The 15,520-nt window shown below is 71.4% G+C and carries 15 protein-coding genes and 1 pseudogene; 8 read left to right on the top strand and 8 right to left on the bottom strand.

All coding sequences use genetic code 11. The annotated features are described in order from the left end of the window. Positions 1-4 precede the first annotated feature (4 nt). Positions 5-1,231, top strand: coding sequence for a cytochrome P450 (locus IEZ17_RS30055; protein ID WP_189305620.1), 1,227 nt, complete (start codon positions 5-7; stop codon positions 1,229-1,231). Positions 1,232-1,440: 209 nt separating this feature from the next. Here the strand turns inward: IEZ17_RS30055 and IEZ17_RS30050 are convergent, their stop codons facing one another. Continuing rightward, positions 1,441-3,021 carry an acyl-CoA mutase large subunit family protein gene (locus IEZ17_RS30050; RefSeq protein WP_189305618.1) on the bottom strand — a complete coding sequence of 527 codons (1,581 nt, stop codon included), beginning with the start codon at positions 3,019-3,021 and terminating at the stop codon, positions 1,441-1,443. A 100-nt stretch (positions 3,022-3,121) separates the two neighbouring features. On the opposite strand from IEZ17_RS30050, the gene IEZ17_RS30045 reads away from it, so the two are divergent. Beyond that, positions 3,122-3,466, top strand: coding sequence for a peptidoglycan-binding domain-containing protein (locus IEZ17_RS30045; RefSeq protein WP_189305616.1), 345 nt, complete (start codon positions 3,122-3,124; stop codon positions 3,464-3,466). Positions 3,467-3,739: 273 nt separating this feature from the next. Here the strand turns inward: IEZ17_RS30045 and IEZ17_RS30040 are convergent, their stop codons facing one another. From IEZ17_RS30040 to IEZ17_RS30030, 3 genes are all read right to left on the bottom strand, one after another. Further along, a complete protein-coding gene (locus IEZ17_RS30040; protein ID WP_189305614.1) occupies positions 3,740-4,795 on the bottom strand; it encodes a hypothetical protein in 1,056 nt (351 codons plus the stop codon). Further along, positions 4,795-5,532: an RNA polymerase sigma factor gene (locus IEZ17_RS30035; protein ID WP_189305612.1), complete on the bottom strand. Its 738-nt coding sequence runs from the start codon at positions 5,530-5,532 to the stop codon at positions 4,795-4,797. Before IEZ17_RS30035 ends, IEZ17_RS30040 begins: the two co-directional genes overlap by 1 nt. A 530-nt stretch (positions 5,533-6,062) precedes the next feature. Then, a complete protein-coding gene (locus IEZ17_RS30030) occupies positions 6,063-7,766 on the bottom strand; it encodes a beta-N-acetylhexosaminidase (RefSeq protein ID WP_189305610.1) in 1,704 nt (567 codons plus the stop codon). A gap of 398 nt (positions 7,767-8,164) precedes the next feature. Between IEZ17_RS30030 and IEZ17_RS30025 the strand changes: the two genes are divergently transcribed. The 5 genes from IEZ17_RS30025 to IEZ17_RS30005 all read left to right on the top strand — a co-directional run bounded on the left by IEZ17_RS30025 (position 8,165) and on the right by IEZ17_RS30005 (position 12,341). Continuing rightward, complete coding sequence (locus IEZ17_RS30025; RefSeq protein WP_189305608.1) at positions 8,165-8,722, top strand: 2-oxo-4-hydroxy-4-carboxy-5-ureidoimidazoline decarboxylase; 558 nt, start codon at positions 8,165-8,167, stop codon at positions 8,720-8,722. 182 nt (positions 8,723-8,904) lie between these two features. Further along, a complete protein-coding gene (gene sdhC, locus IEZ17_RS30020; protein ID WP_159508404.1) occupies positions 8,905-9,285 on the top strand; it encodes a succinate dehydrogenase, cytochrome b556 subunit in 381 nt (126 codons plus the stop codon). A gap of 6 nt (positions 9,286-9,291) precedes the next feature. Next, complete coding sequence (locus IEZ17_RS30015; RefSeq protein WP_189305606.1) at positions 9,292-9,780, top strand: succinate dehydrogenase hydrophobic membrane anchor subunit; 489 nt, start codon at positions 9,292-9,294, stop codon at positions 9,778-9,780. A gap of 33 nt (positions 9,781-9,813) precedes the next feature. Continuing rightward, complete coding sequence (gene sdhA, locus IEZ17_RS30010; protein ID WP_189305604.1) at positions 9,814-11,568, top strand: succinate dehydrogenase flavoprotein subunit; 1,755 nt, start codon at positions 9,814-9,816, stop codon at positions 11,566-11,568. Next, a complete protein-coding gene (locus IEZ17_RS30005) occupies positions 11,568-12,341 on the top strand; it encodes a succinate dehydrogenase iron-sulfur subunit (protein ID WP_189305602.1) in 774 nt (257 codons plus the stop codon). The genes sdhA and IEZ17_RS30005 overlap by 1 nt, the downstream gene beginning before the upstream one ends. On the opposite strand, the gene IEZ17_RS30000 is transcribed toward IEZ17_RS30005, so the two are convergent. Together IEZ17_RS30000 and IEZ17_RS29995 are read right to left on the bottom strand one after the other, a co-directional pair. Continuing rightward, the gene (locus IEZ17_RS30000) at positions 12,325-13,146 is read right to left on the bottom strand and encodes a hypothetical protein (RefSeq protein ID WP_229852796.1); all 822 of its coding nucleotides are present in this window, start codon (positions 13,144-13,146) and stop codon (positions 12,325-12,327) included. The two genes, IEZ17_RS30005 and IEZ17_RS30000, sit on opposite strands and share 17 nt — an antisense overlap. Positions 13,147-13,229: 83 nt before the next feature. Continuing rightward, complete coding sequence (locus IEZ17_RS29995) at positions 13,230-13,637, bottom strand: MerR family transcriptional regulator (RefSeq protein WP_229852795.1); 408 nt, start codon at positions 13,635-13,637, stop codon at positions 13,230-13,232. Positions 13,638-13,729: 92 nt separating this feature from the next. Between IEZ17_RS29995 and IEZ17_RS29990 the strand changes: the two genes are divergently transcribed. Continuing rightward, a complete protein-coding gene (locus IEZ17_RS29990) occupies positions 13,730-14,554 on the top strand; it encodes an alpha/beta fold hydrolase (protein WP_189305600.1) in 825 nt (274 codons plus the stop codon). A gap of 97 nt (positions 14,555-14,651) precedes the next feature. Here the strand turns inward: IEZ17_RS29990 and IEZ17_RS29985 are convergent, their stop codons facing one another. Both IEZ17_RS29985 and IEZ17_RS29980 read right to left on the bottom strand, forming a co-directional pair. Beyond that, positions 14,652-15,155 (bottom strand): FBP domain-containing protein, encoded by a 504-nt coding sequence (locus IEZ17_RS29985; RefSeq protein WP_189305598.1) that lies wholly within the window; start codon positions 15,153-15,155, stop codon positions 14,652-14,654. A 102-nt stretch (positions 15,156-15,257) separates the two neighbouring features. Beyond that, a pseudogene (locus tag IEZ17_RS29980) lies at positions 15,258-15,520 on the bottom strand (hypothetical protein); the annotation flags it as partial.

Genomic DNA, 15,520 nt, shown 5'->3' with positions numbered 1-15,520 from the left:
GCAGATGAGTGAAACGGCTCCCGTCCCGCACGGCCTCCCGATGGAGCGCGATGCGGGCCCCTTCGACCCGCCCCGCGGCATCACCCGGCTGCGCGAGGCCCGCCCGGTCAGTCCCCTGGTCTTCCCCAACGGTCACGAGGGCTGGCTCGTCACCGGTTACGACGCGGTCCGCCACCTCATGGCCGACACCCGGTTCAGCTCCCGCCAGGACATCGGCATTCTCCACGTGCCGTTCGAGACCCCCGGCATGCCCGCCGCCACCGAACCGTCCCCGCAGGTGCCAGGCCTGTTCATCTCCATGGACCCGCCGGACCACACCCGGCTGCGGCGCAAGCTCACCGGCGCCTTCACCGTCAAACGCATGAAGCAGCTCGAAGAGCACATCAGCGACATCGTCGAGCGGCAACTGGACGAGATGGCGCGCCTGGCCCCGCCGGTCGACCTGGTCAAGGAGTTCGCGCTGCCGGTGCCCTCGCTGGTGATCTGCGAACTGCTCGGTGTCCCCTACGCGGACCGGGAGAACTTCCAGGTCAACTCCACCAAGTTCATGGAGAAGGACGTAACGCTCGACGAGAAAATGGCCGCGTACGGCGCAATGACCACGTACCTGGCCGAACTGGTCACCCGCAAGCGCGCCGAACCCGGCGACGACCTCCTGTCCGACCTGGCCCGCCATGACGACCTCAGCATCGAGGAACTGACCAGTATCGCCTTCCTGCTGCTGCTCGCGGGCCACGAGACCACCGCCAACATGCTGGCACTGGGCACCTTCGCGCTCCTGGAGCACCCCGAGCAGCTGGCCGAACTGCGCGCCGACCCGGATCTGCTGCCCGATGCCGTCGAGGAACTCCTGCGCTACCTGACCGTCGGCGACGTCTTCTACCGCTACGCCACGGAGGACATCGAACTCGGCGGTGAGACGATCCCCAAGGGATCCACCGTCCTCGTCGCGCTGTTGGCCGCCAACCACGACCCCCGGCGCTTCGACAGCCCCGACACCCTGGACGTGCACCGCAAGGCCCGCGGTCACCTGGCCTTCGGCCACGGCGTCCACCAGTGCCTGGGCCAGCAACTGGCCCGCATCGAGATGCGCGCCGGCTTCGACGGACTGCTGCGTCGCTTCCCGACCCTCGAACTCGCCATCCCCGCCCGCGAGGTGAAGCTCAAGACCGACATGAACATCTACGGTGTCCACGAACTGCCGGTCACCTGGACGGAAACAGCCCGGTAACGCCGACGGCCGAGCGCGTCACCTGTGGCGAACACGCTTTTGGGGCCTGTCCTGCGATTCGCCGTTGCGCGGCGAAGCCCCAACGCAGTTCGCACAGTTCTCACAGTTCTCGCAGTTCCACAGGACATGCCCTGGGCGGGGCGGCGGCCGGCGGTCACCGGCCGCCGTCCGGCTTGTGGACTTACCTCGGCGATGCCCCCCACAGCGCCTCAGAACGCGTTCGTCGGCACATACGTCCCCCACACCCCGCGCAGCGCATCGCACACCTCGCCCACCGTCGCCTTCGCGTGCAGCGCCTCGCGCATCGGGTAGAGCACGTTGTCCGTCCCCTCGGCGGCCTTGCGCAGCGCGCCGAGCGCCGCGGTCACCGCGGACCCGGTCCGCCGCGCGCGAAGCGCCGCCAGCCGCTCGGCCTGCCGCGCCTCGATCTCCGGATCCACCCGCAGCGGTTCGTACGGCTCCTCCTCCTCGGTCCGGAAGCGGTTGACGCCGACCACCACCCGCTCCCCCGCGTCCGTCTCCTGCGCGATCCGGTACGCGTTGCGCTCGATCTCGTCCTTCTGGAAGCCCCGTTCGATGGCCGCCACCGCGCCCCCCATGTCCGCCACCCGCCCCAGCAGTTCCACGGCCGCCGCCTCCACCTCGTCCGTCATCGCCTCGACGGCGTACGACCCGGCGAACGGATCGACGGTGGCGGTCACATCGGTCTCGTACGCGAGCACCTGCTGGGTCCGCAGCGCCAGCCGCGCCGCCTTGTCCGTGGGCAGCGCGATGGCCTCGTCGAACGCGTTGGTGTGCAGCGACTGGGTCCCGCCGAGCACCGCGGCCAGCCCCTGGACCGTCACCCGCGCGAGATTGATCTCCGGCTGCTGCGCGGTCAGCTGCACCCCCGCCGTCTGCGTATGGAACCGCAGCATCTGCGACTTCGGATTCCGCGCACCGAATTCCTCCCGCATCACCCGCGCCCAAATCCTGCGCGCCGCCCGGAACTTGGCGATCTCTTCCAGGAGCGTGGTCCGCGCGACGAAGAAGAACGACAGCCGGGGCGCGAAGTCGTCGACGTCCATTCCCGCCGCGAGCGCGGTACGGACATAGGCGATGCCGTTGGCGAGCGTAAAGGCGATCTCCTGCACCGGCGAGGCACCGGCCTCCGCCATGTGATAGCCGGAGATCGAGATCGTGTTCCACCGGGGAATCTCCGCCCGGCAGTAGCGGAAGATATCCGCGGTCAGCCGCAGTGACGGCTGCGGCGGAAAGATATAGGTGCCGCGCGCGATGTATTCCTTCAGCACGTCGTTCTGCACGGTGCCGTTCAGCTGCCCGCCGGCCACTCCCTGCTGCTCGCCCACCAGTTGGTAGAGCAGCAGCAACAGCGCCGCCGGCGCGTTGATGGTCATGGACGTCGACACCGTCCCCAGCGGAATTCCGCCGAAGAGCACCTCCATGTCCTCGACGGAATCGATCGCCACCCCGACCTTGCCGACCTCGCCGGCCGCGATCGGGGTGTCCGAGTCGTGCCCCATCTGGGTCGGCAGATCGAAGGCGACCGACAGCCCGGTCGTGCCGTGCTCGATCAGCTGCCGATAGCGCGCGTTGGACTCCCGCGCCGTACCGAACCCCGCGTACTGCCGCATCGTCCAGGCACGCCCGGTGTACATCGACGGATAGACCCCGCGCGTGTACGGGTACGCGCCCGGCTCCCCCAGCTTCTGCGCCGGATCCCACCCCGCCAGCGCCTCGGGCCCGTACACCGGCTCAAGGGGCAGCCCGCTCTCGCTGTACCGCGCCATATCCCGTACGCCTCCAAATGGGTGACCAGTACCGGTTTCCGCCGTATTCACAGCATGCCCGCAGGTTCGCCCCGTCGCACCGCTGGGAAGAGGGTGGGTCATGCGGCGGAGCAGCGGACGGCGAACGGCGGCGGTGCTGGCGGTGCTCGCACTGGCCGCGGCCTGTCATCCCGCGACGGCGACCACCCTCATGAGAACCAGCGCGCACGGTGCCCCCGTACGCGACCTCCAGGCCCGGCTAACCCAATTGGGCCTCTTTCCCCACTCCCCCACCGGCTACTACGCCACCGAAACCGCCACGGCGCTCCGCGCCTTCCAGAAACAGGCGGGACTTCCGCCGACCGGCGAATTCACCACAGCGGACCGATCGGCCCTGCTCTCCCGAACCCACAAGCCGGAAGGCGGAGAGCCGCACCCGCGGAACTCCGGCCGCGAAGCGCCCTGAACGGCGCCCCCCAAGAAAGGTCTTTGACCGAAGCGAAAATTGAGAAACCCCCACTCCGCGCAACCGACTCCGCGAGAGCGGCGCCGGCTTAGGCGCAATGGGGGCTGAAGCTTGGGCGCGGGCAGGGCCGGGGGAACGTGCCCCGCCCGCGCCGTGTGCGCTGAGCCGTGGGTACGGGGGGAACCCCGGCTCGTGCGCCGCCGATGACCAGTCGGCTCATTCTCTACTGCGTCACTGGCTCAAAAAACGTCACACCTGGCCGGCGGGAGCCGTTCAGGCGGGGGTGGGCGAGGCCGTGGAGGGGGTCGGCGCGGGGGTGGTGGGGGCCGGCGGGGGGCTCACGCTCGGCGAGGCGGAGGGGGAAGAGTCACCCTCCTCGTCGCCGCTGCCGCCACTGCTGTTCTGGCCGCCGCCACCGCCGCCACCGCCACCGCCGCTGCCGTTCTGACCGCCGCTGTGGCCGCTGCCGCCGCCCAAGCCATCGTTGTCACCCGTGCTGCCGCCGGTCTGGCTCTGCGCCAGGTACTGCCGGCAGAAGGCGTGCACCTTGTCCGGGCCGCCGGCCTTGCTCTCCAGGCGCTTGAGCGTGTCGCGGTCCATATCGCCGCGTTTGCCCGATTCGTAGTCCGTGCAGACCGTCAGCAGCAGGTTCTTCTTGTTGGCTCCGCCGGGCAGGTTCTTGCCGTCGCCACCTATGGTGCCGCCGAGGATTCCGTCGGCGGGGCCGGGCGTGGCCGGGCTCCGGCTGCTCCCGGGGCTGCCGCCCGGGGTGGGCGTCGGGCCGGGGGTGGCGGTCCGGCCGCCGGGGGCGGCCCCCGGGGTCCGGCTGGTTTCGCCGCCGGTCTGCGCGGGCTGCCCGCCGTCGAGGGGGCTCGGCGACTCGGCCGCCGAGACGCTGGCACCGGGCTCGGGTTCGCCGCCCCGGAAAGGGGTCGGCAGTACGCCCGTACCGGCCGCGACCGCGATGCCGCCGATCGCGCAGACCGCGAGGGCGACCGCGAAGCCGCGCCGGAACGGGCGGGCGAGCCGGGTGCGTTCCGCGACGTCGGTGGAGCGGGCGGCATGCACGGTGGGCAGCCGGCCGGCCCGGGCGGCATCGCGCGCACGCGCGTCGGGGCCGTGCCCGGCCTGGCGGAAGGCGGCCAGCGCCGCCTCCTCGCCGGGCAGGACGGCGCTTTCGGGCAGGCCGGAGCCGACGGCCGCGGCGGCCGTCAGCAGCTGTTCGAGTTCGTGTGCGCCGTCGCCGTCCCGGGAACTGACCGGCTCGCCACGCAGCAGTCGCTCCGCGGCGTCCTTGTCGAGCCAGCTGTACCGGTCGTCGTCGGCCATCACATGTCCTTCTGCGTTCGTGCGGCCGTTTCCGTCACACCTGGTACGTACGATTCCGCCACACCATCGCGACGTCTTCGCCCTTGTATGGGCACCTCACCCACGGTTCCACCACCCTTGCCCGAACCGGCCGCGGACGCCCCGGAGGAACCCTGTCCCCCGCCGTCCGCACCGCCCTCCTCCAGCAGCTCGGCGAGCCTGCGCAGCCCACGGTGCGCCGCCGTGCGCACCGCCCCGGGCCGCTTGCCCAGGACCTGTGCCGCACTCTTGGCGTCCAGCCCGACGACCACCCGCAGCGTCACCGCCTCGGCCTGATCCTGCGGCAGCCGCGCTATCAGCCGGAGCGTGTGGCCGGTGCCCAGTGCCTCCAGCGCCTCGCCCGCGGTGTCGGACGCGCCGGGAGTGTCGGCGAGTTCACTTTCGTCGCCGCCGATGACGGGGCGGCGCCCGCGCATCCGAATATGGTCAAGCGCGCGATTTCGGGCAATCCGGGCAGCCCAGCCGCGGAAGCGGTCCGCGTCGCCGCTGAAGCGGGCGAGGTCGCGGGTTATCTGGAGCCAGGACTCGGACGCCACATCCTCCGCGTCCGCTTCGCCCACCAAGGTCCGTACATATCCGAGAAGTCGCGGATGCACTGCGCGGTAGACGACCCGGAAGGCCGCCTCGTCGCCGTCCTGCGCCGCCTGCACGGCAACCGTCAGCCGACCGTCGTCCGGCTGAATGTCGTCCCCTCGCACGGGTCCATCCTGTCGCACGCTGAATGTCCGCCGCCCGGTCCTTGCTGCTTCGCACTGCCGCTGGTTCTTCGCTGATGGTTCGTCGTCCGTCCGCCGGAGCCGCCGTGCGATCGCCTCGCTCAGCTGCCCGGCCGACCGCCGGTAATCCGGCTGCGTCTGCTGACCGTAACCCGTGAGATCGGTCTTCCGGCACCCGGCCCACCTCTTGGGACGTTCGGCGCACAAGCGTCACGCGCGCACGATTCCATCTGAACTCCCGGGTAACTGGCCGTTCTTCGGCCGCCGGAACGGCCGCGATCAACGCGCCCACCGGCGCGTTCTGGCACGTTACGGGCCCTGCCCGGCTCACGTCCAGACCACTGGCCGTGCCGCCGCCCGTACCCCGTGTGACGCTTTTCGGCCCGTCGGCGCTGTATCGATTAGGAGCCCGTTGCGGGCTCTCCGAGAACGACGGCCGGGGCCTCTCCTGTGGGGGGTGGCGGCCCCGGCCGTCCCTCGTATCCCGTCTCCGGTGCTTCTCCCCGGAGCGCTCACACCCGGTTCGCCAGCGCCTTGAAGTCCGCCCAGGACATGGCGGGGGTCCGCGGGTCCCAGGTCTTCTGCGCCAGCGCCGCCAGCGGCAGCCGGATACCGTCCGCGATCTGCTGCTCGGTCTGCGCCTGCGACCGGTCGGACCAGACCGCGAACCGCCCGCCCGGGATCCGGTCGGGCCCGGTCCGGCTCACCGGCACGGACACCGGGGCGGTGCCGCGCAGCACCCTCGGGGTCCAGCTCCGGTAGATCCGCTCGCCGGTCGGATACGTGAAGTTGTTGGGCTCGCCGAGCACGTAGTAGAGGTACTCGTCGTTGGCGTTCAGCACCCGGCGGCCCTCGTTAAGGTACGCGGCCGGGTCGCGGGCGCCGATCTCCTTGCCGGTCCAGTAGACGACCGTGCGGTTCTTGTCCGCGGCCACCTTGCCGTCGGCGAAGAAGCCGTCGTTCCAGGCCTCGATCCGGCTCTTGCCGCCCGCCTCCACGGTCTTCTGCCGGTCGTTGAGCCAGCCGGCGGCCAGGTCCTTGATGGTGGCACCGGACCCGTACTTCGCCCGTGCGGCCTGGGCGAGCTGCGGATACGACGCCTCCGGATCACTGGCCGTCAGCGCCTGGTACTCGTCGCCGCCCAGGTGCCAGTACGGGCCCTGGAACAGCTGGGTGAACTCCTTCAGCAGCGAGTCGACCAGCTCGGCGGACTGCGGCTTGGAGATGTCGATCGCGCCGCGCACCACCCTGCCGGAGGCGCTGCGCAGCTGGAGGTCGGGATGGTGGTCCAGCACGGCACCGAGGTGGCCGGGCGAGTCGATCTCCGGGATGACCGCGACGTGCAGGCTCTGCCCGACCTTCACCAGGTGGCGGACCTGGTCCTTGGTCAGATGGTCCGCGGAGACGATCTCGGGGTGGCTGTCGCTCTGGATGCGGAAGCCCTGGTCGTCGGAGAAGTGCAGCTGGAGCTGGTTGAGCTTGAGGTCGGCGAGCTCCCGGATGCGGGCCTCGATCCAGGCCGCGGTGAACGGCTTGCGGGCGTTGTCCAGCATCATCCCGCGCTCGGGGCGGTCCGGACGGTCGTCGATGGTGCCCTCGGGGAGCCCGCCGGCGGTGCGGACGGCCTGCTTGACGGTGCGGGTGCCGTTGAAGATCCCGGCGTCGGTGGGGGCCGTGAGAGTGAGCCGGGTGCCGCGGGCGGTGAGCGTGTAGGACTCGTCGGCGGTGCTCGCGGGCGGCGCGTTGTCCGGCCGGCCGCCGCCCTTTCCGGTGAGCTTCACCTCGACGTCCCCGGGCCGCACGGTCTGCTCCCCCCACACAACCGGGAGCCCGCCGAGATCCTTGGCCATGAGTTGCGCTTCATCGGCGACGGTGCTCTTCGCTCCGGCCGTCACCACCACCCGGGCGCCCTTGGACGGACGCCAGCCGATGCCGTCGGCCGGGCGGAACTCCCGTACGGCCGGGACGATGTGCGGCGGACCGGTCACCTTTGCCCAGGTGGGGGTGGGCGCGGCACGGCCTTCGGGGGCCACGGCACGCCCGGGGGGCTGGGAATCGGCCGCTCCCGAGCAGCCGCTGAGCACCAGCGCTCCGGCGAGCACCGGGGCGGCCAGCAGCACGGACCGGGCCGCCGGGCCGGTGCCGCGGGGCTTCCGAGGGGGCGGTGGGGAGGCCGAGGGCCACAGGAACTGCGGCAGCCGCATCGGGTTCGACATCGTGCAATCCTCACTTTTCGGGGCGAAGGCATTGCCAGGAGCGCAGAACGGGTCGTCCACCGTGCGCGCAAAAGCTCTCTCATCCGGGTGAAAATCGCGCATCCATCGGACAGTGGCCGACAAGCGTCGTTAGCGTGGGGTCACCGTCGCTCACCCCTTCACGGGGGCCGCTGGACCGCCGGAAATCCGCCTGGTGCCGCATCGTCCGCCGCATCACCGCACCCGCCTCCGCTTCCGTACGCATCAGGCTTTTCATCCGATTTCGCTCAACTCCGCTCAAGCGCCCCTCCAGCTTCCGTCAGCCGCCCGCCCCGCACCCGTCGAACAGACCCCTTCGCATCCGATCTCATCCGTCCGAGGAGCCCACGCTGTCCGGCGACACCCCGGCCGCCCGCCCGATGACGCGGCCTCACCCGCACGTCCAGAGGTGCGGCATACCTTGGCAGAGCCGGATCGCGCCGCCATCGGCACACCCCCCGCCGCGCGGTCTCGACCGCTTCAACGCCCTCTCCCACGACGCTGCGGTGGCCGCCCTGCTGGCCTGCTGCGGCAGCCGCCGCTGGGCCGAGCGGGTCGCCGCGCACCGCCCCTACCCGGACCCCGGATCCCTGCTGGCCGCCTGCGACGAGGCCAGCTACGACCTCACCCCGACCGAGGTGGCCGGGGCCCTCGCGCGGGAGTCCGCCGCCCCGCTCCCGACGGCTGCCCGCGGCCCCGGCACCCGCGCCGCCGCCACCGCGCTGCGGGCCGCGCACGCCGAGTACGAGCGCCGCTTCCGCCATGTCTTCACGCTCTGCCTGGACGGCTACCGCGACGAGGAGCTGCTGGACCGGACGCTGTACGCCCTCCGCACCCGGCTGGGCAACGCACCGGACCAGGAGCGGTCGGTCACCGCGGACGAATTGCGGCGACTGGCCCGCGGCCGACTGGCGCGACTTGCGGCCACCTGTCCCTGACGTCCCGCTTCGTGCTTGTGTGATAGCCCGTTGGTGCCTGTTTGATCACACCTAAGGACCCCCGCGCGAGGAACCGACAGCTCGTCGATACGATGACGAGCGGCCGGTGGACCGTACCCGGCCGGGCCCGACCGACAGAGAAGCCGGCGCGGCCCTAGTCCCCGCTCCCGGAGGGTTCTTCCGTGCCGGCTGGAACGCTGTACCGCGGCCGGGAAGGCATGTGGTCCTGGGTGGCTCACCGAGTCACCGGCGTCCTCATTTTCTTCTTCCTGTTCGTCCACGTCCTCGACACCGCTCTCGTGCGCGTCTCTCCCGAGGCGTACGACAACGTCGTTGCGACATACAAGACGCCCATCGTCAACGTGATGGAGTACGGCCTGGTGGCCGCCATCCTCTTCCACGCGCTCAACGGCCTCCGGGTCATCGCGGTGGACTTCTGGTCCAAGGGCCCGAAGTACCAGAAGCAGCTGTTGTGGACCGTTGTCGGTGTCTGGGTCGTGCTGATGGCCGGTGCCTTCTACCCCGTGCTCCAGCACACGCTGCGCACGCTGTTCGGGAGCTGACGCGAGATGTCTGCTGATTCCACCACCGCAGGTGCCACCGCGGCGGGCGCGTCCGACGGCGTCCCGCTCTACGACGTGGACAACCCCGCACCGGTCATCGAGCCGCCGCGCAAGCGCACCGGCAAGACCCCGAAGTCGACCCGCACCAACTTCGAGCTGTACGGCTGGCTGTTCATGCGGCTGTCCGGCATCGTGCTCGTCGTCCTCGTCCTCGGCCACCTGCTGATCCAGCTGATGCTCGACGGCGGCGTCTCCAAGATCGGCTTCGCCTTCGTGGCCGGCCGCTGGGCCTCGCCGTTCTGGCAGGCCTGGGACCTGTGCATGCTCTGGCTCGCCATGCTGCACGGCGCGAACGGCCTGCGCACCGTCATCAACGACTACGCGCAGCGGGACAACACCCGCTTCTGGCTGAAGATGCTGCTCTACACCGCCACGGTGTTCACCGTCCTTCTGGGCACGCTGGTGATCTTCACCTTCGACCCGAACATCCGCTAGGCGCCGGGCCACGAGGGACCGAGGTACCAATCAATGAAGATCCACAAGTACGACACCGTCATCGTCGGCGCCGGCGGCGCGGGCATGCGCGCGGCCATCGAGTCGACCAAGCGCAGCCGCACCGCCGTGCTGACGAAGCTCTACCCGACCCGCTCCCACACCGGCGCCGCCCAGGGCGGCATGGCCGCCGCCCTCGCGAACGTCGAGGAGGACAACTGGGAGTGGCACACCTTCGACACGATCAAGGGCGGCGACTACCTGGTCGACCAGGACGCCGCCGAGATCCTCGCGAAGGAGGCCATCGACTCGGTCCTCGACCTGGAGAAGATGGGCCTGCCGTTCAACCGCACCCCGGACGGCACGATCGACCAGCGCCGCTTCGGCGGCCACTCCCGCAACCACGGTGAGGCCCCGGTCCGCCGGTCCTGCTACGCCTCGGACCGCACCGGCCACATGATCCTCCAGACGCTGTACCAGAACTGCGTCAAGGAGGGCGTGGAGTTCTTCAACGAGTTCTACGTGCTCGACCTGCTGCTCCAGGACGTCGACGGCGTCAAGAAGTCCGCGGGCGTCGTCGCGTACGAGCTGGCGACCGGCGAGATCCACGTCTTCCAGGCGAAGGCGATCATCTTCGCGTCCGGCGGCACCGGCAAGTTCTTCAAGGTGACCTCCAACGCGCACACCCTGACCGGTGACGGCCAGGCCGCCGCGTACCGCCGCGGCCTGCCCCTGGAGGACATGGAGTTCTTCCAGTTCCACCCGACGGGCATCTGGCGCATGGGCATCCTCCTGACCGAGGGTGCGCGCGGTGAGGGCGGCATCCTCCGCAACAAGGACGGCGAGCGCTTCATGGAGAAGTACGCGCCCGTCATGAAGGACCTCGCCTCGCGTGACGTCGTCTCGCGCTCCATCTACACGGAGATCCGCGAGGGCCGCGGCTGCGGTCCCGACGGCGACCACGTCTACCTGGACCTGACGCACCTGCCGCCGGAGCAGCTGGACGCCAAGCTCCCGGACATCACCGAGTTCGCGCGCACGTACCTCGGTATCGAGCCCTACACGGACCCGATCCCGATCCAGCCGACCGCGCACTACGCCATGGGCGGCATCCCGACCAACGTCGAGGGCGAGGTGCTGGCCGACAACACCACCGTCGTCCCGGGCCTGTACGCCGCCGGCGAGGTCGCCTGCGTCTCCGTCCACGGCGCCAACCGCCTGGGCACCAACTCCCTCCTGGACATCAACGTCTTCGGCCGCCGGGCCGGCATCGCCGCCGCGGAGTACTCGGCCACCGCCGACTTCGTGGAGCTGCCCGAGGACCCGGCGAAGCTCGTCGCCGACCAGGTGGAGCGGCTGCGGAACTCCACCGGCAACGAGCGGGTGGCGGAGCTGCGCAAGGAGCTCCAGGAGTGCATGGACGCCAACGTGATGGTGTTCCGCACCGAGCAGACGATCAAGACCGCGGTCGAGAAGATCGCCGAGCTGCGCGAGCGCTACCGGAACGTGGCGATCCAGGACAAGGGCAAGCGGTTCAACACCGACCTGCTGGAGGCCGTCGAGCTGGGCAACCTGCTCGACCTGGCCGAGGTCATGGCGGTGTCCGCCCTGGCCCGCAAGGAGTCCCGCGGCGGCCACTACCGCGAGGACTACCCCAACCGCGACGACGTCAACTTCATGCGGCACACCATGGCGTACCGCGAGGTGGGCGCAGACGGCTCCGAGTCGATCCGCCTCGACTACAAGCCGGTCGTGCAGACCCGCTACCAGCCGATGGAGCGTAAGTACTGATGAGCACCCCGACTCTCGACAAGCACTCCGCGGCGCTGGACGCGGCCGAGAACGACGCGTCGCACCTGATCAGCGTCACCTTCCGGATCCGCCGGTTCAACCCGGAGGTCGCGGAGGACGCCAGCTGGCAGGACTTCCAGCTGGAGATCGATCCCAAGGAGCGCGTCCTGGACGCCCTCCACAAGATCAAGTGGGACCAGGACGGTTCGCTGACCTTCCGGCGCTCCTGCGCCCACGGCATCTGCGGCTCCGACGCCATGCGCATCAACGGCCGCAACCGCCTGGCCTGCAAGACGCTGATCAAGGACATCAACCCCGAGAAGCCGATCACCGTCGAGGCCATCAAGGGCCTGACGGTGCTGAAGGACCTTGTCGTCGACATGGAGCCCTTCTTCCAGGCGTACCGGGACGTGATGCCCTTCCTGATCACGACCGGCAACGAGCCGACCCGCGAGCGCCGCCAGTCCGCCGAGGACCGCGAGCGCTTCGACGACACCACCAAGTGCATCCTGTGCGCGGCCTGCACCACGTCGTGCCCCGTGTTCTGGAACGACGGCCAGTACTTCGGCCCGGCGGCGATCGTCAACGCGCACCGCTTCATCTTCGACTCGCGCGACGAGGGCGGCGAGCAGCGGCTCGAAATCCTCAACGACAAGGACGGCGTCTGGCGCTGCCGTACGACCTTCAACTGCACGGACGCCTGCCCGCGCGGTATCGAGGTCACGAAGGCAATCCAGGAGGTCAAGCGGGCGCTGATCACCCGGCGCTTCTGAGCCGACCGGCCCCTCCCGGGGCCACCCGGCCATCGAGGGCCCCGCTTCCGTACGCACGGAAGCGGGGCCCTTCGCCGTACGCCGGGCGTTGCGGCGCCGCCGCCGGATACACCAGCACCGGCGGCAGCTCCCCGTCCGCCAGCGCCACCGGATCGCCCCGGCAGAAGTACGAGGGGACGAAGACCAGCCCCCGCCCCGCGAGGTGGAGTTCCCGGTCGACGGGATAGGCGACCTCCAGGACGGGCCGCTGCCAGCGCATCGTCGGGCCGAAGGTGCGCAGCATCGCCTCCGCGCCCGCCTCGCCGAGCGCGTGCCGGCGCAACGCCCGGTCCGCGCCGACCTGTTGGGCGATCCGCGGCCAGCCGGGCGCGATGGCGAGATGGTGGTACGTACGCAGCCCGCGGGCCAGCCGGCGCAGCGCGGGCGGCTCGCCGTCGGCGATCTCGCGGACCCACGGCGGCAGCGGCTGCCCGTGCCGCTCGGCCAGCAGCGCCAGCTCCGCGCGCAGCCGCCGGCGCGGGGTGCTCATCACCGCCTCCAGGCCGGGTTCCACGCCGTGCAGGGCCGCGAACGGGGTGAGGAAGTCCGGGAAGTAGCCGTGCTGCGGCACCAGCGGCAGGACGGTGCGCAGCGGGCCCGGCCCGTGCCGTACGGCGTGCCGGCGCCAGGCCGTGAGCGCCGGGTCGCTGCGGGCCCGGGGGTCGCGCAGCGCGTGCAGGCTCAGCACCGTTTCCCAGAGCGGATCCGCCCCGTCGGCCAGTCGCGTGCAGGCCAGATCCCGCGCGGTGAAATGCACTCTCAGCACGCCGTCCCCCGTTGCTCCCGATGATCGCGCTGTGCGCGCCGTGCCGGCGGCTCCGGTGCCGGGTGTCCGGTGCGCCGGGCCGCTCAGGCCGACCGTAGCGCCATCGCGGCCAACGCCCGGTCCTGGACGCGCCGTTCCCGCATGATCTCTGCATACGCGCCCAGCGCCGCCCGGCGCTCCCGCAACTGGGCTATCTCCGCGTCGAGTTGGGCCATCTGCTGCTCCACCACGCCAGACGAGAACGCACACGGGGTGAGCCCGGGTCCGCCCTGGGCGCAGGGCAGCAGCGCGCGGATGGTGTCGGTGTTCAGCCCCGTGGCGAGCAGTTCGCGGATCCGGGCGACGGTCTCGACCGACTCGGCGTCGTAGCTGCGGTAGCCGTTCGGGTCGCGGCGGGCGCACAGTAGCCCGCGCTGCTCGTAGTAGCGCAGTGAGCGGGTGCTGGCGCCGGTGCGGCGCGCCAGCTCCCCGATATGCATCCGATCCTCCATGCCGTCGTCTCCCCCTGCTGCTCGCGCCGGCGGGACCTGCTGCCGCCGCCGGCTTGACCTTCACACCGGTGTCAGGCTGCAACCTCTTTCCCATGACGCAGATTCCCGCACCGCACGGTGCCGCCCCCGCCCCCCTTCCGCCGCTCGCCACGACCGTCGCGGGCCCGGCCGCCGGCCCCGGCGTACTGCTCGCCCACGGCGCGACCGGCAGCGTCCACAACAACTACGGCACCCTGATCCCCGCACTCACCGCCTCCGGCCACCGCGTGGTGGCCCCCGACTACCCCGGGTCCGGCGAAACCCCGCGCGCCACCGGCCCGTTGGAGCTGGACGCGCTGGCCGACGCGGTGGTCGGACAGGCCACCGCGGCGGGCTTGGAGACCTTCACCCTGATCGGCTTCTCCCTGGGCACGGCGGTCTCCGTACGGGCCGCCGCGCGCCACCCCGAGCGGGTGCGCGGCCTCGTCCTGACCGCCGGCCTGGCGAAGCCGGACGCCCGGGCGCGGATCTGGCTGGACCTGTGGCTGCGCCTCCTGGACCGGGGCGACTACGCCGGCTTCGCCCAGGCCCGCGCCCTCAGCGGGCTGGCGCCCGAGTACCTGAGCGCGCTGCCGCCGGCCGAGCTGGCGGCCGTCCTGGACCCGGACCCGGCGCTGCCGCCGCGCGGCTCGGCCGAACAGACGGCCCTCGTCGGGACCGTGGACACCACCGCCGACCTCCCGGGCATCGCGGTCCCGACCCTGGTCATCGCCACGACCCGGGACGCGCTGCTGCACCCCTCCCACTCCCGCCACCTGGCGGACCGGATACCGGGAGCCGCGTACGCGGAGATCGCGAGCGGCCATCTGCCGATGGTGGAACGGGGCGAGGAGTGGCTGGCGCTGGTCACTGACTTCCTCGCGGAGCACGGGCTCTAGAGGAGCGCCCGGGGCCCGGCGGTGGATCGGGCCGGTGGGCCGGAGCGGCGGGTCGGAACGGTGGGTCGGAGCGGTGGGTCTGGCCGTGCGCCCGGCCCTAGGCCGCGCCCTCCAGGACCTTGTCCAGGAAGGCGTCCAGGTTCCGCACCGCGCGGGCGATCCGCTCCTCCACCGGGAGCGTCTCCTCGTGCCGGCCGGCCAGTTGGGACTGCTTGCGCCCGCGGACGTAGAGGGAGCAGGCGAGGTCGGCGCAGAGATACGTCCCCACGGTGTTGCCCTGGCGGCCCGCGGGACCGGCGCGGCGGGCGGCGAGCAGGCTGACCCCGGAACCGGGGTGCCCGGTCAGGCAGACCGAGCACACCGTCGTCTTGGTGAAGGTCCGCCGCACGCCCTGCGGCACCCGCAGCGTCACGCCGATCAGTCCCTCGCCGCGCGGCGCGACCAGATAACTCCGGTCCGGCGCACCCGGATCACGCCACCCCAGGAAGTCCAGGTCCCCCCAGGAGACGTCCGGCAGTGCGGGGAGATTGATCCTGCTCGCCTCGCCCTTCGAGCAGTTGACGAACGAGGCGCGTATCGCTTTTTCACCGACGGGGTCCATGGACGCGGAAGCTAGCAGGGCGGCCGGGGTACCGTCTCCCGATTTATCCCCCGCCGCCCGCCGGGCCGACCGCCGGCGGGGGCCGGCCCGGCGGGCGGCGGGCTACTCGATGACGCGGGGCGCCACCGTGCGCTGCGGCGTGCTGGGCTCCTCGTCCTCGACGAGGTAGTCCGGCCGCTGCCCGGCGGTGCGCTCCTTCTCGCCCCTGCCCTTCCCCTGGGCTTCGGCTTCGGCGGCCTTCGCCCCGCCGCGGCTGCGGTGGAGTCCGGCGCCGCCCTGGCGGGTGCCGCCCGCCGGACCGCCGGGCGTACCGGCGGCGCCACCGCGGGCCCGCGCCGGCCCACCGCCGCGCCCGGCGGCCGAAC

The sequence above is a fragment of the Streptomyces albospinus genome (assembly GCF_014648695.1).
In the GTDB taxonomy this organism is placed as follows: domain Bacteria; phylum Actinomycetota; class Actinomycetes; order Streptomycetales; family Streptomycetaceae; genus Streptomyces; species Streptomyces albospinus.
The sequence above is the reverse complement of the archived record's forward strand: the minus strand, read 5'-3'. Positions and strand labels throughout refer to the sequence as shown.